This window comes from Thiohalocapsa marina (assembly GCF_008632335.1).
GTDB lineage: Bacteria > Pseudomonadota > Gammaproteobacteria > Chromatiales > Chromatiaceae > Thiohalocapsa > Thiohalocapsa marina.
The window spans coordinates 1-24,025 of sequence record NZ_VWXX01000042.1 but is presented as its reverse complement, the minus strand read 5'-3'; the positions used below and the strand labels follow the sequence as shown (position 1 = coordinate 24,025).

The 24,025-nt window shown below is 67.4% G+C and carries 22 protein-coding genes; 10 read left to right on the top strand and 12 right to left on the bottom strand.

The window, feature by feature from the left end; translation table 11 throughout:
• Window positions 1–180: 180 nt before the first annotated feature.
• Together prlC and F2Q65_RS17510 are read right to left on the bottom strand one after the other, a co-directional pair.
• Entirely contained in the window at window positions 181–2,220 is a 2,040-nt protein-coding gene (prlC, locus tag F2Q65_RS17515; protein WP_150094699.1) for an oligopeptidase A, read from the bottom strand.
• A 152-nt stretch (window positions 2,221–2,372) separates the two neighbouring features.
• Window positions 2,373–2,924 carry a CNP1-like family protein gene (locus F2Q65_RS17510; RefSeq protein ID WP_246156330.1) on the bottom strand — a complete coding sequence of 184 codons (552 nt, stop codon included), beginning with the start codon at window positions 2,922–2,924 and terminating at the stop codon, window positions 2,373–2,375.
• Window positions 2,925–3,292: 368 nt separating this feature from the next.
• Here F2Q65_RS17510 and F2Q65_RS17505 point away from each other — a divergent pair, with 368 nt between their 5' ends.
• The 5 genes from F2Q65_RS17505 (at window position 3,293) to F2Q65_RS17485 (ending at window position 6,779) form a co-directional block, all read left to right on the top strand.
• Complete coding sequence (locus tag F2Q65_RS17505) at window positions 3,293–3,832, top strand: gamma carbonic anhydrase family protein (protein WP_150094698.1); 540 nt, start codon at window positions 3,293–3,295, stop codon at window positions 3,830–3,832.
• Between the two features lie 66 nt (window positions 3,833–3,898).
• Window positions 3,899–4,522 carry an SCO family protein gene (locus tag F2Q65_RS17500; RefSeq protein WP_150094697.1) on the top strand — a complete coding sequence of 208 codons (624 nt, stop codon included), beginning with the start codon at window positions 3,899–3,901 and terminating at the stop codon, window positions 4,520–4,522.
• Between the two features lie 91 nt (window positions 4,523–4,613).
• Window positions 4,614–5,075: a copper chaperone PCu(A)C gene (locus F2Q65_RS17495; protein WP_342782262.1), complete on the top strand. Its 462-nt coding sequence runs from the start codon at window positions 4,614–4,616 to the stop codon at window positions 5,073–5,075.
• Window positions 5,076–5,187: 112 nt separating this feature from the next.
• Window positions 5,188–5,850, top strand: a complete 663-nt coding sequence (locus F2Q65_RS17490) for a c-type cytochrome (protein ID WP_150094696.1) — start codon at window positions 5,188–5,190, stop codon at window positions 5,848–5,850.
• A gap of 122 nt (window positions 5,851–5,972) precedes the next feature.
• Window positions 5,973–6,779, top strand: a complete 807-nt coding sequence (locus F2Q65_RS17485; RefSeq protein ID WP_150094695.1) for an endonuclease/exonuclease/phosphatase family protein — start codon at window positions 5,973–5,975, stop codon at window positions 6,777–6,779.
• Window positions 6,780–6,885: 106 nt separating this feature from the next.
• On the opposite strand, the gene F2Q65_RS17480 is transcribed toward F2Q65_RS17485, so the two are convergent.
• Genes F2Q65_RS17480 through grxC form a run of 4 tightly spaced genes read right to left on the bottom strand, consistent with a single transcriptional unit; the run spans window position 6,886 to window position 8,674 of the window.
• Entirely contained in the window at window positions 6,886–7,461 is a 576-nt protein-coding gene (locus F2Q65_RS17480; RefSeq protein WP_150094694.1) for a hypothetical protein, read from the bottom strand.
• The gene (locus F2Q65_RS17475) at window positions 7,458–7,922 is read right to left on the bottom strand and encodes a hypothetical protein (protein ID WP_150094693.1); all 465 of its coding nucleotides are present in this window, start codon (window positions 7,920–7,922) and stop codon (window positions 7,458–7,460) included. Before F2Q65_RS17475 ends, F2Q65_RS17480 begins: the two co-directional genes overlap by 4 nt.
• Before the next feature lie 26 nt (window positions 7,923–7,948).
• A complete protein-coding gene (locus tag F2Q65_RS17470) occupies window positions 7,949–8,350 on the bottom strand; it encodes an RNA-binding S4 domain-containing protein (RefSeq protein ID WP_386117033.1) in 402 nt (133 codons plus the stop codon).
• Window positions 8,351–8,395: 45 nt separating this feature from the next.
• Window positions 8,396–8,674, bottom strand: coding sequence for a glutaredoxin 3 (grxC, locus tag F2Q65_RS17465; RefSeq protein ID WP_150094691.1), 279 nt, complete (start codon window positions 8,672–8,674; stop codon window positions 8,396–8,398).
• A gap of 157 nt (window positions 8,675–8,831) precedes the next feature.
• Here grxC and pepN point away from each other — a divergent pair, with 157 nt between their 5' ends.
• Complete coding sequence (pepN, locus tag F2Q65_RS17460) at window positions 8,832–11,543, top strand: aminopeptidase N (RefSeq protein ID WP_150094690.1); 2,712 nt, start codon at window positions 8,832–8,834, stop codon at window positions 11,541–11,543.
• A 93-nt stretch (window positions 11,544–11,636) separates the two neighbouring features.
• Here the strand turns inward: pepN and tsaA are convergent, their stop codons facing one another.
• From tsaA to F2Q65_RS17440, 4 genes are all read right to left on the bottom strand, one after another.
• Entirely contained in the window at window positions 11,637–12,353 is a 717-nt protein-coding gene (tsaA, locus tag F2Q65_RS17455; RefSeq protein ID WP_150094689.1) for a tRNA (N6-threonylcarbamoyladenosine(37)-N6)-methyltransferase TrmO, read from the bottom strand.
• Between the two features lie 200 nt (window positions 12,354–12,553).
• Complete coding sequence (locus F2Q65_RS17450) at window positions 12,554–12,928, bottom strand: DUF1640 domain-containing protein (RefSeq protein WP_211354080.1); 375 nt, start codon at window positions 12,926–12,928, stop codon at window positions 12,554–12,556.
• 311 nt (window positions 12,929–13,239) lie between these two features.
• On the bottom strand, window positions 13,240–13,566 hold the full coding sequence (locus F2Q65_RS17445; protein WP_150094688.1) for a type II toxin-antitoxin system RelE/ParE family toxin: 327 nt from the start codon (window positions 13,564–13,566) through the stop codon (window positions 13,240–13,242).
• Window positions 13,559–13,843 carry a type II toxin-antitoxin system Phd/YefM family antitoxin gene (locus tag F2Q65_RS17440; protein ID WP_150094687.1) on the bottom strand — a complete coding sequence of 95 codons (285 nt, stop codon included), beginning with the start codon at window positions 13,841–13,843 and terminating at the stop codon, window positions 13,559–13,561. The genes F2Q65_RS17445 and F2Q65_RS17440 overlap by 8 nt, the downstream gene beginning before the upstream one ends.
• Before the next feature lie 329 nt (window positions 13,844–14,172).
• Between F2Q65_RS17440 and purL the strand changes: the two genes are divergently transcribed.
• Window positions 14,173–18,105, top strand: coding sequence for a phosphoribosylformylglycinamidine synthase (gene purL, locus F2Q65_RS17435; RefSeq protein WP_150094686.1), 3,933 nt, complete (start codon window positions 14,173–14,175; stop codon window positions 18,103–18,105).
• A gap of 1 nt (window position 18,106) precedes the next feature.
• Here the strand turns inward: purL and F2Q65_RS17430 are convergent, their stop codons facing one another.
• Complete coding sequence (locus F2Q65_RS17430) at window positions 18,107–18,694, bottom strand: Uma2 family endonuclease (protein WP_150094685.1); 588 nt, start codon at window positions 18,692–18,694, stop codon at window positions 18,107–18,109.
• A 163-nt stretch (window positions 18,695–18,857) separates the two neighbouring features.
• Between F2Q65_RS17430 and F2Q65_RS17425 the strand changes: the two genes are divergently transcribed.
• Complete coding sequence (locus tag F2Q65_RS17425) at window positions 18,858–20,975, top strand: thioredoxin domain-containing protein (RefSeq protein ID WP_150094684.1); 2,118 nt, start codon at window positions 18,858–18,860, stop codon at window positions 20,973–20,975.
• 101 nt (window positions 20,976–21,076) lie between these two features.
• Complete coding sequence (locus tag F2Q65_RS17420; RefSeq protein ID WP_150094683.1) at window positions 21,077–21,307, top strand: SlyX family protein; 231 nt, start codon at window positions 21,077–21,079, stop codon at window positions 21,305–21,307.
• A gap of 52 nt (window positions 21,308–21,359) precedes the next feature.
• On the opposite strand, the gene F2Q65_RS17415 is transcribed toward F2Q65_RS17420, so the two are convergent.
• Entirely contained in the window at window positions 21,360–22,685 is a 1,326-nt protein-coding gene (locus tag F2Q65_RS17415) for a TRZ/ATZ family hydrolase (RefSeq protein ID WP_150094682.1), read from the bottom strand.
• Window positions 22,686–22,792: 107 nt separating this feature from the next.
• Between F2Q65_RS17415 and mtnA the strand changes: the two genes are divergently transcribed.
• Window positions 22,793–23,854: an S-methyl-5-thioribose-1-phosphate isomerase gene (gene mtnA / locus F2Q65_RS17410; RefSeq protein WP_150094681.1), complete on the top strand. Its 1,062-nt coding sequence runs from the start codon at window positions 22,793–22,795 to the stop codon at window positions 23,852–23,854.
• Window positions 23,855–24,025 lie beyond the last annotated feature (171 nt).

Below are 24,025 nucleotides of genomic sequence, written 5' to 3'. Positions count from 1 at the left end.
ATCCCTGCGATCGAGACCCCCGCCAGCCGACACCCAACCCACTCAGGCTGGGGCCGAAATCTGGTGGTTCTTTGCTATAAAGAGGCGGCCAAAGGGGGGAACCCCCTGAACAGGGGCTGCGGAAGCGTGGCGGATTCCGCGCCGGACGTCGCAGCGCGCGACCCGCCTGAGGGTCATCCGCTATGCCTGAGCAGCGATCCCTGTATGCCGCAGCAGTGCGTCGACGTTGGGCTCGCGGCCGCGGAAGGCGACGTAGAGCGCCATGGCATCGGCGGAGCCGCCTTTCTCCAGGATCTGCTCGCGGAAGGCCCGGCCTGAGGCCTCGTGGAAGATGCCCTGTTCCTCGAACAGCGAGAAGGCGTCGGCGGACAGCACCTCGGCCCATTTGTAGCTGTAGTAGCCGGCTGCGTAGCCGCCGGCGAAGATGTGCGAGAAGCCGTGGGCAAACCGATTGCTCGGCGGCGGCTTGAGCACGGCCACCTCGTCGCGCACCTGGTCGAGGATGTCGTAGATACGCCCGCCTTGGGCCGGGTCGAATTCGGCATGGATGCGGAAGTCGAACAGCGCGAACTCGAGCTGACGCACCATGGCCATGGCGGACTGGAAGTTCTTCGCCGCGGTCATGCGCTCGAAGAGATCATCGGGGATGCGCTCGCCGGTCTCCCAGTGGGCGGCGAACAGGTCCAGTGACTCGCGCTCCCAGCACCAGTTCTCCATGAACTGGCTCGGCAGCTCCACGGCGTCCCAGGGCACGCCATGGATGCCCGCCACCGGCGGATAGTCGACGCGGGTCAGCATGTGATGCAGGCCGTGGCCGAACTCGTGGAACAGGGTCTCCACCTCGCGGTGGGTCAACAGCGAGGGGTGACCCTCCACCGGCGGGGTGAAGTTGCAGACCAGGTGCGCCACCGGCAGCTGCTCGCGGCTGGCCATGCGCATGCGGCTCACGGCGCCGTTCATCCAGGCGCCGCCCTGCTTGCGCTGGCGCGCGAAGGGGTCGAGGTAGAACCGGGCGCGCAGGGTGTCGTCCGGATCGCTGATCTGGTAGAAGCGGACGTCCTTGTGCCAGGTGTCGACGCCATCGGCGCGCTCGATGCGCACGCCGAACAGGCGCTCGGCTACGGCGAACATGCCCTGGATGACCCCCTCCAGCGGGAAGTAGGGCTTGAGCTCCTCGTCGCTGATGGCGTAGCGATGCTGGCGCAGTTTCTCTGACCAGTAGCCCAGATCCCAGGGCTGGATGTCGTCGACGCCGTGCTCGGCCGCGGCAAAGGTCCTGAGCTCGGCGAGCTCGGCGCGGGCCTGGGTGACTGAGCGGCCTGCCAGGTCGTGCAGGAAGCCCAGCACCTCGTCGGTGTCGCGGGCCATCTTGGGCGCCAGCGACAGCTCGGCATAACTGCCGAAGCCGAGCAGCTGCGCCTGCTCATGACGCAGGGCCAGGATGCGCTCCATGACCTCGGTGTTGTCCCATTGGCCGGCATGCGGGCCCTGGTCCGAGGCGCGGGTGGTGAAGGCCTCGTAGACCTCGCGGCGCAGTGCGCGGTCGTCGGCATAGCGCATCACCGGTTCGAAGGACGGGAAGTCCAGCGTCAGCACCCAACCGTCGAGGCCGCGCTCCTTGGCGTGCTGCCGCGCCAGGGCCTTGGCCGAGGCGGGCAGTCCGGCGAGCCGCTCCTCGCTGTGCAGCTGCAGGGTCCAGGCGTTGCTGGCGTCCAGTACGTTCTCGGCGAACTTGTTGGTGAGCTGGCTCAGCGCCTGATTGATCTCGCGGTAGCGGGCCTTTTTGTCCGCCGGCAGGTCGACGCCGGCCAGGTGCAGGTCGCGCAGGGTGTTCTCGAGCAGCTTGCGCTGGGCCGGATTCAATCCGGGCTGTTCCGCGACGCGCTTGTAGCCGCGGTAGAGCTCCGGGTTCTGGCTGACCTCGGTGGCATAGTCGCTGAGCTTGGGCAGGCAGGCGTTGTAGGCCGCGCGGAGCTCGTCGGTGTTCATCACCGAGTTCAGATGGCTGACCGGCCCCCAGGCGCGGGAGAGGCGGTCGTCCTCCTCCTCGATGCGCTCGACGAAGTTCTCCCAGGTGGCCGTGTCGGCCTGGCTTGCCAGTTCGTCCACCAGTTGCCGGCCATCCGCCAGCAGTTGGTCGATGGCCGGCTCCACGTGTTCCGGCCGGATGCGGCTGAAGGCGGGAAGGGCTGAGGATTCGAGCAGCGGATTGGAGTCCATCGTGTACCAGTAAGCAATGAGTCGTTGAAGTGTCTGGACTGGGCGCCCAGACACGGTTTGCTGGGAATGAGAATCGGTGCCGTCGGTCCGGTTTCAACGCCGACGGTTGCAGACGATTGCCGAAGATTGTGGGGGAGGGACGGAAGAGCGGCTTAGTTGGTCAGGAAGCCGGTGTTCTCCACCTGCGGTACCCGGCCGTTGCGCAGCAGGCGCACCTGCTGCTTCCGGTCGCGGGGCTTGAACAGCCGGGGCACGCACAGGTAATGGCGCCAGAGTTCGTAACGGGAGGTGTCGGTGGCGCGCTCGTCGATCAGCTGCCAGTCCTCGCCGACAGTGGTAGGCATGAACTGCTGGTTGGCGCCGTAGGCGTAGACCTTGTACCGGCCCTTGGGCGTGCAGCGCAGGCCCTCGAAATTGATATTGCGGGCGCCGCTGTCGGATTCGGTGACCAGGGTGTAGCGCACCACGCCATCGCGACCAGTGCTCAGGGAGCGGAGGTCGATGTAGTGGCGAAAACGGTCATCGGGGGCATCCAGCTTGAGCTCGACCAGGTCGGCGTCCCTGGGCCAGGCCGGCAGTTGCACGTCTTCTTCCTGCCAGGGCTCGGGATCCTTGACGCTGCTGGGGACCGGTGCCTCGGGGTCGTTCACGAACGGGCCCGGACCCTGCGCCAGCGAGGTGCCGGCGGCAAGCAGCCCGGCCAAGAGGCAGAATACCGCGCCGGGCCGCCTGATCGCCTGTCGGAGGCTGCGCTGCGGAGGGCGCCGAACGGGGTGCTGCGCCGAGTTGCTGACGGTCGTCAGGCCGGGTGCGTTGGCAGTCTGGCAAGGAGCTGAAGGAACGAACAAAGGCCGGAGGCGTCTCATTGGCTGGTTGCTGGTTGCTGGTTGCTGGTTGCTGGTTGCTGGTGGCTGGTGGCTGGTGGCTGGTGGCTGGTGGCTGGTGGCTGGTGGCTGGTGGCTTTGCAACCGAGCTTACCAGAACAGATCGCCAGTCGCAGTATCGGCCCGATGCTGCCGGCGTGCTAGCATTACGCCTGTGACTCCAGCGCTGTGCCAACATCGAGGAACCCATGAACAACGTCCGCAGCTACCAGGGTCTGGACCCCAGAATTGCGCCGAGCGCCTACGTCGACGAGACCGCGGTAGTCATCGGCGATGTGCATATCGGTCCGCAGGCGTCGATCTGGCCCATGGCCGTGGTCCGTGGCGACATCCACCGCATCCGTATCGGGGCGGGCACCAATGTGCAGGACGGCAGCGTGCTGCACGTCTCCCACGACAGCCGTTTCCTGCCGGGTGGTGCGCCGACCATCCTGCACGATCGCGTCACCGTGGGGCATCAGGCGATGCTCCACGGTTGCGAGATCCATGACCTGTGCCTGATCGGCATCGGCGCGCGTGTGCTGGACCGGGCCGTGCTCAAGCCGCGGGTCATGCTCGCTGCCGGCGCCGTCGTGCCGCCGGGAAAGGTGCTGGAGGGCGGCTACCTGTACGTCGGCGCGCCGGCCAAGCGCACGCGCATGCTCACGGATCTGGAGCTGGAGTACCTGGGTTACGCGGCGGCGCACTACATGGAACTGGCGCTGAAACACCGGGCGACCGCGGCTTGACTGCCACCAGGCAGTCGCCGCTGGACGTCGGCCCGTATCTTCTGCTGGCAAGCACCGGACACCCTCATGCGTGACAAGATCGCCGTGCCGCTGGTGGCCATCGCCGTGCTGGCTCTGCTGCTGGCCTGGCTGCTCTGGTACTGGCAGCCGGCGCCGATGGACCCGCAGGCGGCCCATCGTCAGCTCGGACTTGCGGCCGAGCCAACGGGTGGCGATTTCGAGCTGCAGTCCTGGCAGGGCCCGGTGGGGCTCGCGGACCTGCGTGGCAAGGTGGTGCTGATCTACTTCGGCTACACCTGGTGTCCGGATATCTGTCCGACCAACCTGGCGCTCATCGCGCTGGCATTGCAGTCGCTGACCCCGGCGGAGCGGGAGGCGGTCCGGATCCTGTTCGTCAGCGTCGATCCGGAACGCGACACCCCGGACAGGCTGAAGACCTATGCCGGCTATTTCGCGCCGGAGATCCTCGGGGTGACCGGCGACGAGGCTGCAGTGGCCCGGGTGGCGAGCCTCTACGGCGCCTCCTACCAGCGCTCTGAACAGTCAGACTCCGCGATGGGCTATGCGGTGGATCATTCGGCCTATACCTACGTCGTCGACACCCAGGGCCGACTGGTCGAGACCCTCGAGCACGCGACGCCGGCGGAACGGATCGTCGAAGTGATCCGCGGCTATCTGCCGACGCCGTGACGGGAACGCTGCGCTCAAAAATAGCTCGAACTGCGCCTGCCGCCCGCCAACGGCAGGTTCACCTTAGGCCTTGATCCTTGGAGAAAAACGGATGATGAAGAAGACCCTGATCACGCCTCTGCTGATGCTGGGCCTGGTGGCCGCGCCGGCCTTCGCCGGTGACGTGTCCGTGGCCGAGCCCTACGCCCGCGCCGTGCCGCCGGGGCAGCCGAATAGCGCGGTGTTTATGCAGCTGACGAACGCCTCACAGGCGGATCGGGCCCTGGTATCCGCTGCGAGCCCGGCGGCGGAGACCGTGGAGCTGCACACCCACCGTCTCGAAGACGGAATGATGAAGATGCGCCGCATCGCGCAGATCGACCTGCCCGCCGGCGAGACGGTCTCCCTGCAGCCGGGCGGGCTGCATGTGATGCTCATCGGGCTGCGCCAGCCGCTGCAGCCGGGTGACGCGGTCGAGGTCACGCTGCAACTGGATGACGGCAGCGACCTGTCCCTGCGGGCGCCGGTCCGCAAGATCATGCCCATGGGACACATGCACGCCGACCCGCATTGACCTATATCGCTGTATGCTGATATAAAAGAAGGCTTTGTGACAGCCCCTGCTATTCGCTGCTTTCGGCCCGCGGGCACACTCCATTCACATCGGACATAGATCGGAACGCAACATGAAGATTTTCCAGACTTCTGCGCTGACCTCAGGCCTCATCGCGGCGGCCCTGGTCTCCACCCTCGCAACCGGACCGGCTGTTGCCGGTACCACCGCCGGCGCCATGAAGGGCGATGCGGAGAAAGGCAAGGAAAAGGCTGGACAGATCTGCCAGGCGTGCCATGGTCTCGACGGCAATGGCATCCCGGGGCAGCCCGTCTGGCCAAAGCTGGCTGGTCAGCACCCTGAGTACATCCAGAAACAGTTGTGGAACTTCAAGAACAACGAGCGCTGGAACGCCCAGATGTCGCCCATGGCCATGCCGTTGACGGAAGAAGAGATTGTGAATCTGGCGGCCTACTATTCCAGCCTCGAGCAGAGCGGCGGCACCGCCGAGCCCGAGCTGGTCGAGCTGGGCGAGAAGATCTACCGCGCCGGCAACCCGGTAACCGGCGTGCCGGCCTGCTCCGGATGTCACGGCCCGGCGGGTCTGGGCAGCAACCTGGCCAAATTCCCGCGGATCTCCGGTCAGTTCTCGGAATACACCGAGCAGACGCTGAAGCTGTTCCGCGAGCACGAGCGGGCCAATGATCCCAACGCCATGATGCGCGGTGTCGCCGCTCGCATGACCGACACCGAGATGGCGGCCGTGGCGGCCTACATCGAGGGGCTGCGGCAATAAGTGGCCGGATTGATCGGACCGAAGGACCCCTAGGGGATCAGGTTCGATTGCAGCACACCGCGGACCTGCCGGAACCCGCCGCGGGTGGAGCGGCCTTCGGGCCGCCGCCACCCGATTGTCCGATGGACAGTGACACCCCAAAGACCACGCCACGTCCTGCCACGCCGGCGGCCGGCGAGTCTCTGCGGCTGCTGAGCTTCAACATCCAGGCGGGCATCCAGTCGAAGCGCTATCGTGACTACGTCTCCAATAGCTGGAAGCACGTCCTGCCGCATCTGGAGCGACAGCGCAACCTGGCCAACATCGGTGCCTTGCTGAGCGGCTACGATATTGTCGGCCTGCAAGAGGTCGACAGCGGCAGCCTGCGCAGCGCCTTTCTGCACCAGACCGAGTACCTGGCCCAACTGGGCGGCTACCCCTACTGGCACAGCCAGATCAATCGCGAACTGGGCATGCTGGCTCGGCACAGCAACGGCGTGCTGAGCCGGCACAAGCCGGCGAGCGTCACCGAGCACAAGCTGCCGGGCATGCCTGGACGCGGCGCCATGCTGCTGGAATTTCCCACCAGCGCCGGCGAGCCGATGGCGATCTGTGTGGTGCATCTGGCCCTGGGCTGGCGTGCGCGCCGACGCCAGCTGGACTATCTGACAGAACTGATGGGGCGATACAGGTTCGCGGCGATGATGGGCGATTTCAACTGCAGCAGCCGTTCTGCCACCTTGCGTGAGGTTGTGGCCAGGGCCGGTCTGCAGGGGCTGGATCGTGAACTCAAGACCTTTCCGAGCTGGCAGCCGCGGCGCAATCTCGATCACATCCTGGTGACATCGGCGCTGCGCATCACCGACACGCGGGTGGTGGACTACCCGCTGTCGGACCACCTGCCGATCAGCATGGAGATACAGTTGCCCGCAGGCGTTACCGTTGCCTGATGGCGCCTGATGACGCTTGGTCGATCCTGCCTGATCTCGCCAGAACCCCAGCGGCTATCCTCCCGGTGACACTCCTCCCAATGTCTGTCTTACCGGTGGCGCCGTCTCATCCGTCCCGGGCGTCGTCCTGAATATAGAAGTACTGCCACTCGCCGCCACTGGCGGCGCGCAGCGCATCCAGCAGCGGTGGCAAGGGCGTCGCCTCGCCGGGAAAGACATCCTCCACGCAGATGAGGATGCGGCCGCAGCCTGCCTGCCGGCGCCATTTCCACTGCCAGGCCGGCGCGCTATGGTTGCAGGCATCGCAGCGCAGCAGCCGCGACCCGCCGACCTGCTCCCGCCAGTCAGCCAGGGCCTTGCCGCAGGCCGGGCAACCGGGTGGCCGGCTGTTGCGTCCGTACATGAGTTGCGGCTGCGGGTAGGGCCCCAGCACCCGGATGTGGGTGCCGGCAGGACCCTGCGCGCCGGGCTTGGTGTTCAGATGCACGGCGCAGCCGGTGAAGGCCAGCATCTGCAGGAAGTGCGCGCCCGCGGCATGGGCGCCGGGCGGCTCGGGCAGCGGCTCGGCGATGAATCCTGCGGCGCCAAGCCGCTGCAGCAGCCGTTGTACGTCCACCACCGCCTCGGCATCGCGCGGCACCAGTACCAGCCGACCGGTGTGCAGGGGGGCGGGGGCAGTCATTTTGTTCGTCGCTCACGGAACGGACGCCGTCCCCGGTAGGCGGCGATCTGTTTCAGCATCAGTTGGTAGGGCAGGGCGGCAAGGCCGCCGAAGCGGTTGACAGCGGCCTCCACCAGGCCGTCGATGTCGGCGACCCGCTGCGGTGGTTCGGCATCGGGCCATACGACCTGATGCAGGCCGCGCAGTCCGCCGACCTGCACGCGCATGGCCTTGGCGTGGGGCAGCGCGGAGCGCGCCACGGTGGTCTTGAGGGCAAAGCGCGCATTGGCGCGCAATTGCTTAAGAAACTCCACACAACGCGCCTGCGCTGCATCTGAGGTGCAGTGCACCCCCTCGCGCTCGGCGATGCAAAAGCGTCGGGCACGGCTGCAGGCGCAATTGTTGGTTAGTATGCCCTTTTCGAATGGGCATAGGCGCTCGTTGATTTCGCTGTAGGTCTGCCGAAAGATCTCGTTGTCCACTGCTGCCTGGTGTTCCTGCGGTTGCCTCAGCCGTCGCGGCCGATGAACTCGCTCAGCCGCCGCCGATCACGCTTGGTGGGTCGGCCGTGGGTGGGTGCCTGCAGGCCGCGCTCGCGTCGTTCGCGGACCTGTTCCTGGCGCTTGAGACGACTCTGTTCGTCCTCCTGATAGAGCAAGGCGGCTTCGCTGGCCGGGCGGCGTTGCCGGGACAGCTGCATCACCTGGATGCACCATTCCAGCTCTCCCTTGTGCACCGTCAGCCGCGTGCCGGGACGGATCGCCCGGCCCGGCTTCACCCGCTGCCCGTCCACCTGGACCTTGCCGCCGTTGATGGCCTCCACGGCCAGCGGCCGGGTCTTGAAGAAGCGTGCCGCCCAGAGCCACTTGTCCAGCCGCTGGCTGCCGGCCTCATCCGTCGTCATGGGCATTCCTGCGCTGTTTCCTGATGGCAGACATGGTGGCGTACGATCCGGTCATTGGCTGCCTGAGCCGTGCCCGGCCTGCTGCAGCAGCGGATCGAGCTTGCCGGCCGCATCCAGCTCTGCCATGTCGTCATAGCCGCCCACGTGCACCTCGCCGATGAAGATCTGGGGCACGGTGGTGCGGTTGCTGCGCTGGATCATGATCTTGCGCTGCTCTCGATCACGATCGATGCGGATGTCCTCGTATTCAACCCCCTTGTGCTCCAGCAGGCGGCGGGCGCGGACGCAGTAGGGACAGATGGCCGTGGTATACATCTGCACGATGGGCATGGTGGCTCTCGCTTCGGTTGGCCGCTATGGCGGTGTTGCTTGAAAACCCGGCGTTCCGGCCGGACAAGCAGAGACTGACACAAGCGACCGCCCACCGCCAAGATCCGGTGACAGGGGTCGCTGCAAGGCGTTGCCAATCATTCAAGGACCTGCCGTCATGTACCGCACCACACCCCCGGTCATCCGTCGCGAAGACTACCGCCCCGCGGAATTTCTCATCGATCAGGCGGACCTGCGCTTTGAGCTGGATGCCGGCCAGACGCTGGTGGAGGCAGAGCTGAGCCTGCGCCGCAACCCGGCAGCGCCCCGGGGCGATGGCGATCTCCACCTCGATGGCGAGCAACTGGAACTGCTCGACCTGACCCTGGACGGGCGCCGCCTGCCGCCGGCGGAGTACCGGGTGGATGAGCATGCCCTGGTGGTGCGCCGGGTACCCGACCGCTTCAGGTTGCGCACCCGGGTTCAGATCCATCCTTCGGCCAACACTGCGCTTGAGGGGCTGTATGTCTCCGGCGACATGCTCTGCACCCAGTGCGAGGCGGAAGGCTTTCGGCGCATCACCTATTTTCTCGACCGGCCCGATGTCATGTCCCGCTATCGCGTCACCCTGGTGGCGGATCCGGCCCGCTACCCGGTGCTGCTGTCCAACGGCAATCCCGCCGGCACCGAGGAGCTGGCGGATGGCCGGCGACTGGCGCGCTGGGATGATCCCTTTCCCAAGCCCAGCTATCTGTTTGCCGTGGTCGCCGGTGACCTGGCGCTGGTGGAAGATCGCTTCGTCACGGCTTCCGGCCGGGAGATCCCGCTGCGCATCTTTGTGGAGCCGGGCAACCGCGACAAGTGCGATCACGCCATGCGCTCGCTCAAGGCGGCGATGCGCTGGGACGAGACGCGCTACGGCCGTGAATACGATCTGGATCTGTTCATGATCGTCGCCGTCAGCCATTTCAACATGGGGGCGATGGAGAACAAGGGGCTCAACGTCTTCAACGACAAGTTCGTGCTGGCGCGACCCGACACGGCGACCGACGCGGACTTCGCGCACATCGAGGGGGTGGTGGCGCACGAGTATTTCCACAACTGGACCGGCAACCGCATCACCTGCCGCGACTGGTTCCAGCTGAGCCTGAAGGAGGGCTTCACCGTCTACCGCGACCAGGAGTTCTCCGCCGATCAGGGCTCCCGCGGGGTCAAGCGCATCGAGGACGTGCGCCTGCTGCGCTCGCGCCAGTTCCCGGAAGATGCCGGCCCCATGGCCCACCCGGTGCGGCCGGATTCCTATATCGAGATCAACAACTTCTACACCGCAACGGTGTACGAGAAGGGTGCCGAACTGGTGCGCATGCAGGCCGGTCTGCTCGGCCCCGAGCGCTTTCGCAAGGGCACCGACCTGTACTTCGAGCGCTTCGACGGCCAGGCGGTGACCACGGATGACTTCGTCGCCTGCATGGAACAGGCGGGCGGCCTGGACCTGACCCAGTTCCGCCGCTGGTATGCGCAGGCCGGCACGCCGGTGCTGGAGTGTGCCGATCACTACGACGCCGATGCCGGCACCTACACCCTCGAGATCCGCCAGCACACGCCGGCGACTCCGGGGCAGGCGGACAAGCAGCCACTGCACATCCCGTTTGCGGTCGGGTTGCTCGACGCTCAGGGCCGAGACCTGCCGCTGCGGCTGGCAGGCGAGTCCGCGGCGTCTGAGCCGACGGCCGCCGGCGTCTGCACGCGCATGCTGGAATTGCGCGCGCCGGTGGAGCGCTTCACCTTCGTCGGGCTGGCGGCGCGGCCGGTGCCATCGTTGCTGCGGGGGTTCTCGGCGCCGGTGCGGCTGCGTTATCCGTATTCCGACGCCGATCTGACCTTTCTGATGGCCCATGACAGCGACGGTTTCAACCGCTGGGATGCGGCCCAGACCCTGGCGCAGCGGCTGTTGCTGCGCATGGTGGAGGAAGAGGCGCTATCGGTGCCGGACAGCTTCGTCGAGGCCTTCCGCCAGGCGTTGAAGGAGGCGCCGGTCGATGCGTCGGCCGACACCCAGGCCGATCCGGCACTGCTGGCCGAGGTGCTGACGCTGCCGTCGGAGGGCTACCTGGCGGACCAGATGGATTGTGTCGATGTGGACGGCATCCACCGCGCCCGCGAGACCCTGGCCGCCACCCTGGGGGCGCTGCTGCGCGAGGATCTGCTGGCTGTCTACGAGCGCCACTGGCAGCCTGGAGCGGAAGCCGGCGACTACGATCTGTCACCCGCAGCGGCTGGCCGCCGGGCCTTGCGCAACTGTGTGCTGGGTTATCTGGGTCAGGCCCCGGACGCCGGCATCGTCGCCCTGGCGCAGCGCCAGTTCGACACGGCCAACAACATGACGGACGTGATCGCCGCCCTGCGGGTGCTGCTGGAGATGCCGGTCGACGTGGCTGGTGACGCCGGCGAACGGGCGCTGGCGGCCTTCTACCGGCGCTGGTCGCAGGAGCAGCTGGTGCTCGACAAGTGGTTTGCGCTGCAGGCCCAGAGCAGCCGTCCAGACACCCTGGCGCGGGTCAAGGGGTTGATGAAACACCCGCAATTCTCGCTGGCCAACCCGAACCGGGTGCGGGCCCTGATCGGTGCCTTCGCCAGCGGCAACCCGCTGCGCTTCCACGCGGAGGACGGCGCCGGTTACGGGTTCCTGGCCGACCGCATCCTGGAACTGGACCCGTTGAACCCGCAGATCGCCGCGCGGCTGCTGCACCCCATGACCCGCTGGCGCCGTTACGACCCGGGCCGGCAGGCACTGATGCAACGTCAGTTGGAACGCATCCTGGAGGTCGACGGACTCTCCAGCGATGTCTACGAGGTTGTCTCCCGGAGCCTTGGCAAGGATGAAGGGTGAAATGCGTCATTCCGGCCGGGAAGCCGGCATCCGGGCCAGAGACGGCAAGGTCGCTGGAGATTCAACAGGCTGCCGGCACTTTCGACCGTCGGCCTAGGCCACGTGGCTGACCGAGATCACGGTTGCGCCGGTGCTACTGAGTTCCCAGGCGATGTCGAAAGCGTACAGGCGCAGGGCGAAGCGCTTGCGCTGGGGGTAACGGTCCATGTAGCCGGGGCGGGGGTCCTGCGCCAGCACCTGGGTGATCAGCGCGCGCAGTTGCAGGCAGCCGTCGGCGTCCGCGGCGGCGATCTGCGCGTCGGCCTCTGGGCTGAAGTCGATCCGCCAGCCGCTGGCAGGGGGTTCCACGGCAAAGCCCGCGGTCGCATCCGGAATGGCATCCGCGTAGGGCACATAGGGCTTGATGTCGAGCACCGGCGTGCCGTCGAGCAGATCGGCGCCCTGGATGCGCAGGGCCAGGCCGTCCCGGTCCCGGCTTAGGCCAAGCTGCCGGACCGCCGACAGCCCGATGGGATTTGGCCGATAGGGCGCACGGCTGGCGAAGACCCCCACCTTTTCCCGCCCGCCGAGCCGCGGCGGGCGCACCATCGGTCGCCAGTCGGCCTGCAGGCAGTCGTCATGAAAGACGAAGATGAGCCACACATGGCTGAACCCCTCCAGTCCCCGGAAGGCCTCCTCCCGGCCGTAGGGCAGCCGCAGCACCACCCGCGCCTCGCCGGCATCCACCAGTCGCGGCTGACGCGGGATGCCGAACTTGTCCGTGAACGGCGAGCGGACAATGCCAATGGGCTGGAAGCGGAAGGATGGCATTGGAAACGGTGGTCTGTCGGGGCATTCAAGAGGCGCATTTTGCCGTCAGCCGCCAGCCGCCCAATCAAGCGCCCGGCCGATTTTCGCACGGATCGGGCGATCACCCGCCGGGTGAAAGGCAAGCGGCCGGAAATCGGCTGTGAAACAAGGCGTTCCGCTGGTGGCTGGCTGCTCTTTGCTAGAAGAAATCAGTGCCTGCCTTAGGTGATCAGCAGGTCCGCCAGCTTGAACACGGCCCCGAGGACCGCCAGGCCGCCCAGCAGCCAGCGTGTCTGCGCCGCCATGGCCTTGTGCAGGTTCACCTCGACCTGCTTGAGCTGCACCTCGACGCGGGAGATGCGCTCTTGCAGCCGCACCTCGATTTCCTTGATCTCTTTCTGCAGCCGCGCCTCGACCTCCTTGATCTCTTTCTGCAGTCGCAGCTCGCTCTCGCGCACATGGCCTTGGGTGGCGAGGTCGGTGATCTGCGGAAAGCGCGCCTCCAGCGCATCGAAGGCATCGGCGATGAGACGCGCGCGCGTCTTCTCGTCCTGCGCCTCGGTCAATTGTGCATAGAGCTGTAATGCGGCACTCATGCTGAGGGCTCCTGAAGTCTGGTTGTCCGCAGGACGGGCTGAAGGCCCCTATTCTAAACCGAGGCCCGTACGGTGGGCACGGTTCCCGTGCCCACACGGCTGCCGCATGCACCTCCGTAGGAGGCCCGCCCTCGGGCCGATCGGCGTCAAGGTTCACGCCTGGGGCGGCGCTCCTGGGAATCCATCGATGTGTCCCATGGACGAGCCAAAGTGTCGCCCACACCATTCCTCGACACGGCGGATGGACTGCGCGTCATCAAGCCCGATCGTGAGAGCAAGGCGTCGCGTCCGCCGCGCGGCGGACGCGGGTGCTAGTCACGGACCAGCCGCTCCAACAGCAGCGAGTGCAGGTCGCGTCGGCCGTCGAGCACCGCCAGCACCAAGACCTGGTCCGGCTCGATCCGATAGATGATCCGCCAGGGTCGCTCGAGGAGCTCGCGGAACTGGAGGACATCCACGACTTGCAGCTCAGGTACCACGCGACCACGCTCGGCGGCAAGGTGCAGTGCCTCCGCCCGCTCCTCCAGGCGGTCGAGTACCGCGACGGCGTTTTCAACGGAGTCCTCGGCGATGAAATCGACAATGCGCTCCAGGTCGACATGGGCGGTCTCGGTCCAGCGGACTCGACGCTCATGCATCGGCTGTCGACGTGCCCCGCAATCGTTCGCGTAGCGCTGCGAAGACATCGCCCTGATCGGTCAGTCTTCCGGCGCGTGCATCTGCCTCCCCTTGCGCCATGAGCCTCAGCATCAACAACGCTTGCTCACGTCGCTGATAAGCTGCGTAGTCTTCCACGACCGCACGTGCCCGGCCATTTTGGGTCAGGACGATCCGGACCGGCTCGTCGCGGATCTGATCGAGCAGCCGGCTCGCATCGGCCTTGAACTCACTCAGGCTGAGGATGGATTCACGCATCGAACATACCATTTTCGGACTGGATTCGGTCACTCAAGCTTGGCAATGGGTGCCCGCCGAGTCAAGTTGGGGGGTAAACGGGGCAGGCGCGGTGTTGTCTCCACGCGGAGCGCGAAGGCGAGGGTTCTGGCGGACCGCGCGCATGCGCGAGCGCGAGGTCGGTCGTGCGGGCGCCTCAGGATCGATAGCGGGGGAAAACAGGGTAAGCCGCGCCTCCAGCCGCCAAACTTCAAGCTTCAAACTTCAAACTTCAAACTTCAAACTTCACCCCACCCCTCGCGTATCATTGCGGGCATTGTCTGTCCGCCGTTGCCCTGGAGCCTGCCGTCATGCGCTGTCTGCGTGGTGCCCCCGCCCTGTCCGAGTTCCGCCTTGCCAAACTGCTCGACCGATTGCGCCAGGCCGGCCTTGGCGGCTGTGGCCTGTATGCCGAGTTCATGCACTTCGCCGAGCTGGAGCGGGCGCTGACGCCGGACGAGGAGGCGGTGCTTGCGCGCCTGCTGCGCTACGGGCCGAGCATCCCGGCGCATGAGCCGCAGGGTCGGCTGTTGCTGGTGGTGCCGCGGCCGGGGACCATCTCGCCCTGGTCGTCGAAGGCCACGGACATTGCACACAACAGCGGTTTGACCCTGGTGCGGCGGCTGGAGCGCGGAACGGCCTTCTATCTGAGCGGCGACGGCATCGATGAGGCGGCCGTGGCGACCGCTGCGGCGCTGCTGCACGACCGCATGACCGAGGTGGTGCTGTTCGACCTCGACGCGGCCGACCGGCTGTTCCGCCAGGCGGCGCCGAGGCCCGGCGTCAGCGTGGATGTGCTGGGCGGGGGGCGCGCCGCCCTGGCGGCGGCCAACGGCGAGCTGGGTCTGGCCCTGTCGGACGACGAGCTGGACTATCTGGCGGAGAGCTTCGCGACCCTCGGGCGCAATCCCACCGATGTCGAGCTGATGATGTTCGCCCAGGCCAACTCGGAGCACTGCCGGCACAAGATCTTCAACGCCGACTGGATCATCGACGGCGAGCCGCAGTCGCGCTCGCTGTTCAAGATGATCCGCAACAGCACCGAGTCTGCCCCCGTGGGCGTGCTCTCTGCCTACAAGGACAACGCGGCGGTGATCGACGGCTGGACCGGCAACCGCTTCCTGGTGGACCCGCAGAGCGGCGTCTATGGCCGCAGCGAGGAGCATGTGCCCATCCTGATGAAGGTGGAGACCCACAACCATCCCACCGCCATCGCGCCACATCCGGGGGCGGCTACGGGCTCCGGCGGCGAGATCCGCGACGAGGGCGCGACCGGCCGCGGCAGCAAGCCCAAGGCGGGCTTGACCGGCTTCTCGGTGTCCAACCTGCGCATCCCTGGCTTCGAGCAGCCCTGGGAGCAGGGGCAGGACTGGGGACGGCCCGGGCGCATCGTCTCGGCGCTGGAGATCATGCTGGAGGGGCCCATCGGCGCTGCCGCCTTCAACAACGAGTTCGGCCGGCCCAACCTGGCCGGCTGGTTCCGCACCTTCGAGCAGCAGGTGCCGGCCAGTACCGGCGCCGAGCTGCGCGGCTATCACAAGCCCATCATGCTGGCCGGTGGTCTTGGCAACATCCGTCTCGGCCATGTGGAGAAGTCGCTGTTTCCGCCGGGCTCGCCGCTGGTGGTGCTGGGCGGGCCGGCGATGCTGATCGGCCTGGGCGGTGGCGCCGCCTCGAGCATGGCCAGCGGCGCCTCGGCCGAAGACCTGGATTTTGCCTCGGTGCAGCGCGCCAACCCGGAGATGCAGCGTCGTTGCCAGGAGGTCATCGACCGCTGCTGGGCCCGCGGCGATGCCAATCCGATCCTGTTCATCCACGACGTGGGCGCCGGCGGCCTGTCCAACGCCCTGCCGGAGCTGGTGCACGACGCCGAACGCGGCGGGCGCTTTGCCCTGCGCCGCGTGCCCAACGCCGACCCCGGCATGTCGCCCATGGAGATCTGGTGCAACGAGGCCCAGGAGCGGTACGTGCTGGCCGTGGACCAGGCGCGGCTGGCGGAGTTCGAGGCCATCTGCGCCCGCGAGCGCTGCCCCTATGCCGTGGTGGGCGAGGCCACTGCCGAGGAGCATCTGCGGCTGGACGATGCGCACTTCGGCGATGCCCCCATCGACATGCCTCTGTCGCTGCTGTTCGGCAAGCCGCCGAAGATGCTGCGCGAGGTCACGCGGCTGCCTGCCGCCGCCGAGCCCTTCGCAAGCGCGCACCTGGACCTGTGCGACGCCCTGCGTCGCGTGTTGCGGCTGCCGACGGTGGCGAACAAGACCTTTCTCATCAGCATTGGTGATCGCACCGTGACCGGCCTGGTGGCGCGGGATCAGATGGTCGGCCCCTGGCAGGTGCCGGTGGCCGACTGCGCCGTGACCCTGACCGACTACGACGGCCTCTGCGGTGAGGCCATGGCCATCGGCGAGCGCACGCCGCTGGCGCTGCTGGATGCGCCGGCCTCCGGGCGCATGGCCGTGGGCGAGGCGATCACCAATCTCGCCGCGGCGCCCATCGAGCGACTCGGCGACGTCAAGCTCTCGGCCAACTGGATGGCCGCGGCGGGGCATCCCGGCGAGGACGCGCGGCTCTACGACACGGTGCGTGCCGTGGGCATGGAGCTGTGTCCGGCGCTGGGCATCGCCATTCCCGTGGGCAAGGATTCCATGAGCATGAAGACGGTCTGGCAGCGGCCGGGCGCCGGCGACGGCGAGCGCATCGAGATGACCGCGCCGCTGTCGCTGATCATCTCCGCCTTTGCGCCCGTGACCGATGCGCGTGCCTGTCTGACGCCGCAACTGCGCACCGATCTCGGCGAGACCGAACTGATCCTGATCGACCTCGGCGGCGGCCGGCACCGCCTGGGCGGCTCCTGCCTGGCCCAGGTACATCGGTCCGTCGCCACCGAGCCGCCGGACCTGGATGATCCCGAGCGCCTGAAGCGCTTCTTCTCCGCCATCCAGGCGCTGAATCAGGACGGCCGGCTGCTGGCCTATCACGACCGCTCCGACGGCGGTCTGCTGGTGACCCTGTGCGAGATGGCCTTCGCCGGGCGCTGCGGGCTGGAGCTGGATCTGACCCCATTGCTGGGGGGCGCGGACGCAGGCGAGGGCTTCACTGCGGGCGATGCCGCCGCGGTGCTGTTCAGCGAGGAGCTTGGTGCCGTGATCCAGGTGCGCAGTGCAGAGGTGGAGGGGGTTCTGGAGACGCTTTCGGAGCTCGATCTTGCCGACTGCAGTCATCGCATCGGCATGCCGTCGGAGCTTGATCGCATCACCCTGCGCGGTCATGGCGAACTGCTGCTGGACGCCGCGCGCGCCGACCTGCAGCGGCTCTGGTCCGAGACCAGCTGGCAGATGCAGCGCCTGCGTGACAATCCGGATTGTGCCGATGAGGAGCACGCGCGCATCGATGCCGACGACCCCGGTCTGCATGCGTCGCTGGGCTTCGATCCTGAGGAGGATATCGTCGCCCCCTTGATCGCCACGGGCGCGCGCCCGCGCCTGGCGGTGCTGCGCGAGCAGGGGGTCAACGGCCAGACCGAGATGGCCGCCGCCTTCGACCGCGCCGGCTTCGACTGCGTCGATGTGCACATGTCCGACATCCTGGGCGGGCATGTCGGCCTGGACGGTTTCAAGGGCCTGGTGGCCTGCGGCGGCTTCAGCTACGGCGACGTGCTCGGCGCCGGCGAGGGCTGGGCCAAGAGTATCCTGTTCAATCCGCGGGCGCGGGAGCAGTTCCAGGCCTTTTTCGCGCGCGCGGACAGCTTCGCGCTGGGCGTCTGCAACGGCTGCCAGATGCTGGCCAATCTGCGCGAACTGATCCCGGGTGCCGAGGCCTGGCCGCACTTCGTGCGCAACCGCTCGGAGCAGTTCGAGGCGCGTTTCTCCCTGGTGGAAGTGGCCCAGTCGCCGTCCATCCTGTTCCAGGGCATGAGTGGTTCGCGCATGCCCATCGCCGTGGCCCACGGTGAGGGGCGTGCCGAGTTCCGCGATGCCGAGCATCTGAGCGCCGCCCAGCCCTGCGTGGCCCTGCGCTATGTCGAGACCATCGGCGGTGTGGCCGAACGCTATCCCGCCAACCCCAATGGTTCGCCCCAGGGCATCACCGGTCTGACCAGCGCCGACGGCCGCGTGACCATCATGATGCCGCATCCGGAGCGCGTCTTCCGCACCGTGCAGCACTCCTGGCACCCGGACCACTGGGGCGAGGACGGCCCCTGGCTACGCCTGTTCCGCAACGCGCGGGTGTGGGTGGGGTGAATCATGGGTGCTCGAAGGTGATCTTGTCGTAGATCTCGGCCAAGGCGAGGGTGCAGCCGATGCTTTCGAGCGCGACCCGATCGGCCAGCTCTTCGTAGCTGCTCAGGATCCAGCGGCCGTCGTCACCGCGGCTGTAGAGCTCCACCAGCACGCGGTGCTGCGAGACCAGGAGATACTCCAGCAGCGATGGGATCCGCCGATAGAGCGCGAACTTTTCACCCCGGTCGTAGCCCTCGGTGGAGTCGGAGAGAACCTCGCCGATCAGGCTCGGGTTCAACAGCAGATCGCGGCGCCCGTCGTGGAACTGCTGCTCGCCGCAGAGGGCCATCAGGTCCGGGTATTTGCCGGCCTCGGCCTGCTGGATGCGCAGCCGCATGCTGCTAGCGTAGACATAACAGGGGCGGCCTTTCATCTGCCCCCAAAGCTGGCCGCTGATGTTGCTGATGATGGCATTGTGCTCGGCGGTGCCGCCGCTCATGGCGAAGATCTCGCCAGCGAAGTACTCGGTACGCTCGTCGCGGCTGCCGCGCTCGTGCTCGAGCCAATCCTCGAAGGTCAGTTCAGGTAAGGGCTGGGTGAGTGCGGTCATGGGCATTGACCTCGTCTTGTCGGTGGGCGTTCATCCACCAGTTTAGGCGCAGCGGAAAGAAACAGGTACCTTCAAAGCGTCCTATCAGCAACTCTCACTTGCAAAATGACCCTTGCCGCCGTCACTGTCGTGGGGCAATAGAGCAAACTCAGTGAGCTTGTGTATGATCAACCAGACCGCCGGCGGCCTCAACCGCCTTGCCGAGTCCACCAGCCCTTATCTGCAACAACATGCCGGCAATCCGGTGGATTGGTGGCCCTGGTGCGATGAGGCCCTGACCCTGGCGCGGCAGCAGGACCGGCCGATCCTGCTGTCCATCGGCTACTCGGCCTGCCACTGGTGCCATGTGATGGCCCACGAGTCCTTCGAGGACCCGGCCACCGCCGAGGTCATGAACCGGCTGTTCGTCAACATCAAGGTGGACCGGGAGGAGCGTCCGGACCTGGACAAGATCTACCAGACCGCCCATCAGCTGCTGGCCCGGCGCGCCGGGGGCTGGCCGCTGACGGTGTTCCTGACGCCCACGGACCTGAAGCCCTTCTTCGCCGGCACCTATTTTCCGCCGGAGCCCCGCCACGGGCTGCCAGCCTTCACCGGGTTGCTGGAGGGCATCGCCCAGGCCTATCACGAGCAGCGCGACGCCATCGCGACGCAGAACGCCTCGCTGATGGAGGCGCTGGAGCAACTGCAGCCCGTGCCGGCGGCGTCCATCCCGGACGCCGCGCCGCTGGAAGGTGCCCGCCGTCAACTCGCCAGCAGCTTCGATCGCACCCACGGCGGCTTTGGGCAGGCACCGAAGTTTCCGCATCCCGCCAACCTGGAGTTCCTGCTGCGGCACTGGGCAGCGACGGTGGCGCATCCCGATGCAGACGACCAACCAGACGGCGACCCGAACACCACCCCGAACGGCCCAGCCGCCGACGGCGACGTCAAGGCGCTGCACATGGCCCTGTTCACGCTGGAGCGCATGATCCGCGGCGGCGTCAACGACCAGCTCGGCGGTGGCTTCTGCCGCTACTCGGTGGACGATCAATGGATGATCCCGCACTTCGAGAAGATGCTCTATGACAACGGCCCGCTGCTGGCCCTGTGTTGCGACGCCTGGCAGATCACCGCTGACCCGCTGTTTCACGACGCGGCCTGCGCCACCGCCGACTGGGTGCTGGCCGAGATGCAAGCGCCCGAAGGCGGTTACTACAGCGCGCTGGACGCCGACAGCGAGGGCGAGGAGGGCAAGTTCTATGTCTGGACCCCGTCCGAGGTCGCGGCAATGCTGGAGCCGGATGAATATGCCCTGATCGCGCCGCTGTACGGTCTGGATCAGCCGCCCAACTTCGAGGGCCGCTGGCACCTGCACGGCTACCGCACCCTGGCCGAGGTCGCCGCGGAACAGGGCATCGCCGAAGAGCGGGCGCAAGACCTGCTGCGGCAGGCGCGGACCAAACTGCTCGCGGCCCGTGCCGGGCGAGCGCGCCCGGGGCGCGACGAGAAGGTGCTGACGGCCTGGAACGCACTGATGATCAAGGCCATGGCCCGTGCCGGGCGTGTCCTGGGCCGACCCGACTATCTGGCCTCGGCCGAGCGCGCGCTCGACTTCATCCGCAAGACACTCTGGCGCGACGGCCGGCTGCTGGCGAGCTACAAGGACGGCACCGCGCATCTGATGGCCTACCTGGACGATCATGCGTTCCTGCTCGATGCGCTGCTGGAACTGTTGCAGACGCGCTGGCGCCGAGACGACCTGGACTGGGCCATGGCGCTGGCGGACCTGCTGCTGGCACAATTCCACGACGCGGAGCGGGGTGGGTTCCATTTCATCGCCGCCGATCACGAGGCCCTGATCCAGCGGCCCAAGCCCCTGGGCGACGAGGCCATGCCGTCCGGCAACGGCATCGCCGCCCAGGCGTTACAGCGGCTGGGTCACCTGCTCGGCGAGCCCCGCTACCTGCAGGCGACGGAAGGTACGCTGCGGCTCGCCGCGGAGTCCATGCAGCGCATCCCCTACGCCCACGCCAGCCTGCTGGCGGCCCTGGACGAGCACCTGCAGCCGCCGGAGACCCTCGTCATCCGCGGCCCTGCGGACCAGCTACCCGCCTGGCAGGCCGCGGCCCAGCGCGGCTACCGGCCACGGCGGCTGGTGCTGGCGATCCCGGCGCAGCAGGCCGACCTGCCCGGCGCCCTTGGTGACCTGGTGCCCGGCGACACCACGCGCGCCTACCGCTGCTGGGGTACCCGCTGTGAGGCGCCGCTGGAGACCATCGAGGCCCTGGCGGAGGCCTGAGTTCACGCCTGCACCCAAGCCTGACTCCAAGCCGGAGCCCAGGCGGCAAATCATTCAGCGATGCGCGCCCCGCGCCTGTCGACAGAGGACGGATCAGAGGGATGGATGAAGCCACGCACCAGCTTCGGCAACTGAACGAGGCCATTGCCGAGTTGCAGATGCGCCTGACCTATCAGGAAGACGAGATCCAGCACCTGAACCGGGTGCAGGAGCAGCAGCGAACGATGTTGCAGGAACAGGCGGCCCGGATCGAGGCGCTGAACCGCCTGACGGCGTCGCTGGCGCAGGGTCTGCGTGAGCACATCCCGGACGCGCCGCCGCCGCATTACTGACCACTCCGCCCCGTCTCCCTAGAGGCGAGCCCAGTGCGCGCTTAGACTGTGCTCAGCCCGATTCTCCGGCGGGCCGGATGCGCTGTTGCCAGTCCCGTGCGGCGGCGATGACGCCGGGCTCGTCCAGGGTCAGCGGATGGCTGTCGCGGATCACCTGCCGGCCATGGACCCACACCTGGCTGACGCGGTGGCTGGCGGCGGTGTAGACCAGTTGCGAGCAGACGTTGTACAGCGGCTGATGGCTGTGGCTGCCGAGGTCCAGGGCAACGATGTCCGCGGCCTTGCCTTGCTCCAGCGAGCCGATCTCGTCGTCCAGCCCCAGGGCCCGGGCACCGTTCAGCGTGGCCATGCGCAGCGCTGCCGTGGCCGGTACCGCCGAGGCCGATCCGGCCACCCCCTTGGCCAGCAGCGCGGCGGTACGCATCTCCGCAAGCAGGTCCAGGTCGTTGTTGCTGGCGGCGCCGTCGGTGCCGAGGGCGACATTGACGCCGGCCTCCAGCAGCCGGGCCACCGGGCAGAAGCCGCTGGCGAGCTTGAGGTTGGACTCGGGGCAGTGCACCACATGGCTGCCGGTGCTGGCCAGGCGCTCGATCTCCGCGTCTTCGAGCTGGGTCATGTGGATGGCCACCAGCTGCGGACCTAGCATGCCCATGCGGTCCAGCCGGGCCAGTGGCCGCTGGCCATGATCGCGCAGTGACTGCTGGATCTCGTCGCGGGTCTCGTGCAGGTGGATGTGGATCGGCACCTCGAGCTCGTCCGCCAGGGTCCGCACCCGCTCCAGCGGCGCGTCCGAGACCGCATAGGGCGAGTGGGGCGCAAACGCCGGCCGCACCAGGGTATGCTCCCGGTACTGGTCATGCAGCTCCAGACCCCGATGCAGGTACTCGTCCGCGGTCTCGGCATAGCGGGTGGGAAAGTCCACCACGATCATGCCCGCCAGCACCCGCATGCCGGCCTCGGCGGCCACCCGTGCCGTGACCTCCGGATAGAAATACATGTCGTTGAAACAGGTGACGCCGCCGCGCAGCATCTCCAGCGCCGCCAGCCGGGTGCCGTCGGCGACGAACTCGGTGTCGACCCAGCGCCCCTCGGCGGGCCAGATGTGCTCATGCAGCCAGGTCATCAGCGGCAGGTCGTCCGCCAGGCCCCGCAGCAGGGTCATGGGCGAGTGGGTATGCGCGTTGACCAGCCCCGGGATCAGCACATGGCCGGGCAGTTCCACGGTCTGCGCGGCCTGGATCTGCGTCTCCGCCTCGGCGCGCGGCAGCACGGCGGCGATGCGCCCGCGATCCACGGCGATGCTGTGGTGCTCCAGGGTGCTGTCGCGGGAATCCACCGGCAGCATCCAGTTGGCGTGAATCAGTAGCTCGGTTTGCATCGGGGGTCTCGCAGGTTATTCGTGATCGAGCGGGCCGCGCGTCAGGCTTGAGCCTGGCGCCGGAAAGTCCAACAATGGGCGGTCACTTTGCCACAAGGGAGTAGATCATGGAAACGCCCGCCGGACTCGCCGTCCATCCGGATCACGCCGTCGTCTGGCACGATCACAACCTCTATCTGCTGGATCAGCGGGTGCTGCCGGCGGAGTCGCGCTTTGTGGTATGCCATACCGCCGCCGACACGGCCCGCGCCATCACCGACATGGTGGTGCGCGGCGCCCCCGCCATCGGTGTCACCGCAGCCTACGGCGTGGTGCTGGCGGCGCGGGAGCGCTATCGCACCGATCCGCACGACTGGCGTGCCGGGCTGGAGCAGGACATCGAGCTGCTGGCCGCGTCGCGCCCGACCGCGGTCAACCTGTTCTGGGCCCTGCGGCGCATGCGCGCGTTCCTGGCGGATCTGGATCAACTGGACCCGGTGCCGGCGCTGCTGGCCGAGGCCAGGCGCATCCATATGGAAGACGCGGCGGCCAACCGAACCATGGGCGACCTGGGCGCGGCGTTGATCAATACCGAGACGGATGTCATCACCCACTGCAATGCCGGCGCCCTGGCTACCGGCGGATACGGCACCGCGCTGGGGGTGATCCGCAGCGCCCATGCCGCCGGCAAGATCCGGCGCGTCTACGCGGATGAGACTCGCCCCTGGCTGCAGGGCTCGCGGCTGACCGCCTGGGAACTGCAGCAGTCCGGCATCCCGGTCACGGTGCAGGCGGACAACGCCGCCGCCAGCCTGATGGCCCAGGGCAAGGTCGGCTGGGTCATCGTCGGCTCGGATCGCATCGCGGCCAACGGCGATGTCTGCAACAAGATCGGCACCTACGCCCTGGCGGTGCTGGCGCGCCACCACGGGGTGCGGTTCATGGTCGCGGCGCCCACCTCCACCATCGACATGCAGGTGGAGAAGGGTGCGCAGATCCCGATCGAGGAGCGCGACACCGACGAGGTGCTGGCCTGCGGCGGCGCGCGCGTGGGCCCGGAGGGCGTGCAGGCCCGCAATCCGGTGTTCGATGTCACCCCCGCTGCGTTGGTGGACTATATCGTCACCGAGCGTGGCGTCATCGAGCGGCCGGATGCGGCGAAATTGCAGCAACTGATGCACGGGCGCTGAGCCGCATCAGCGGCGCGTCCCGAGCCGGCAGGTCTGCGGGCGGGGTGCTGGACGAGACGCCGGATGAGACGCTGGTTGAGACTTAGGAACGCGCCCAAAACAAGGTGAACACTGTAGGGCGGATAAGCGAAGCGCATCCGCCGTTGTGGCCTGTGGCGGATGCGCTTCGCT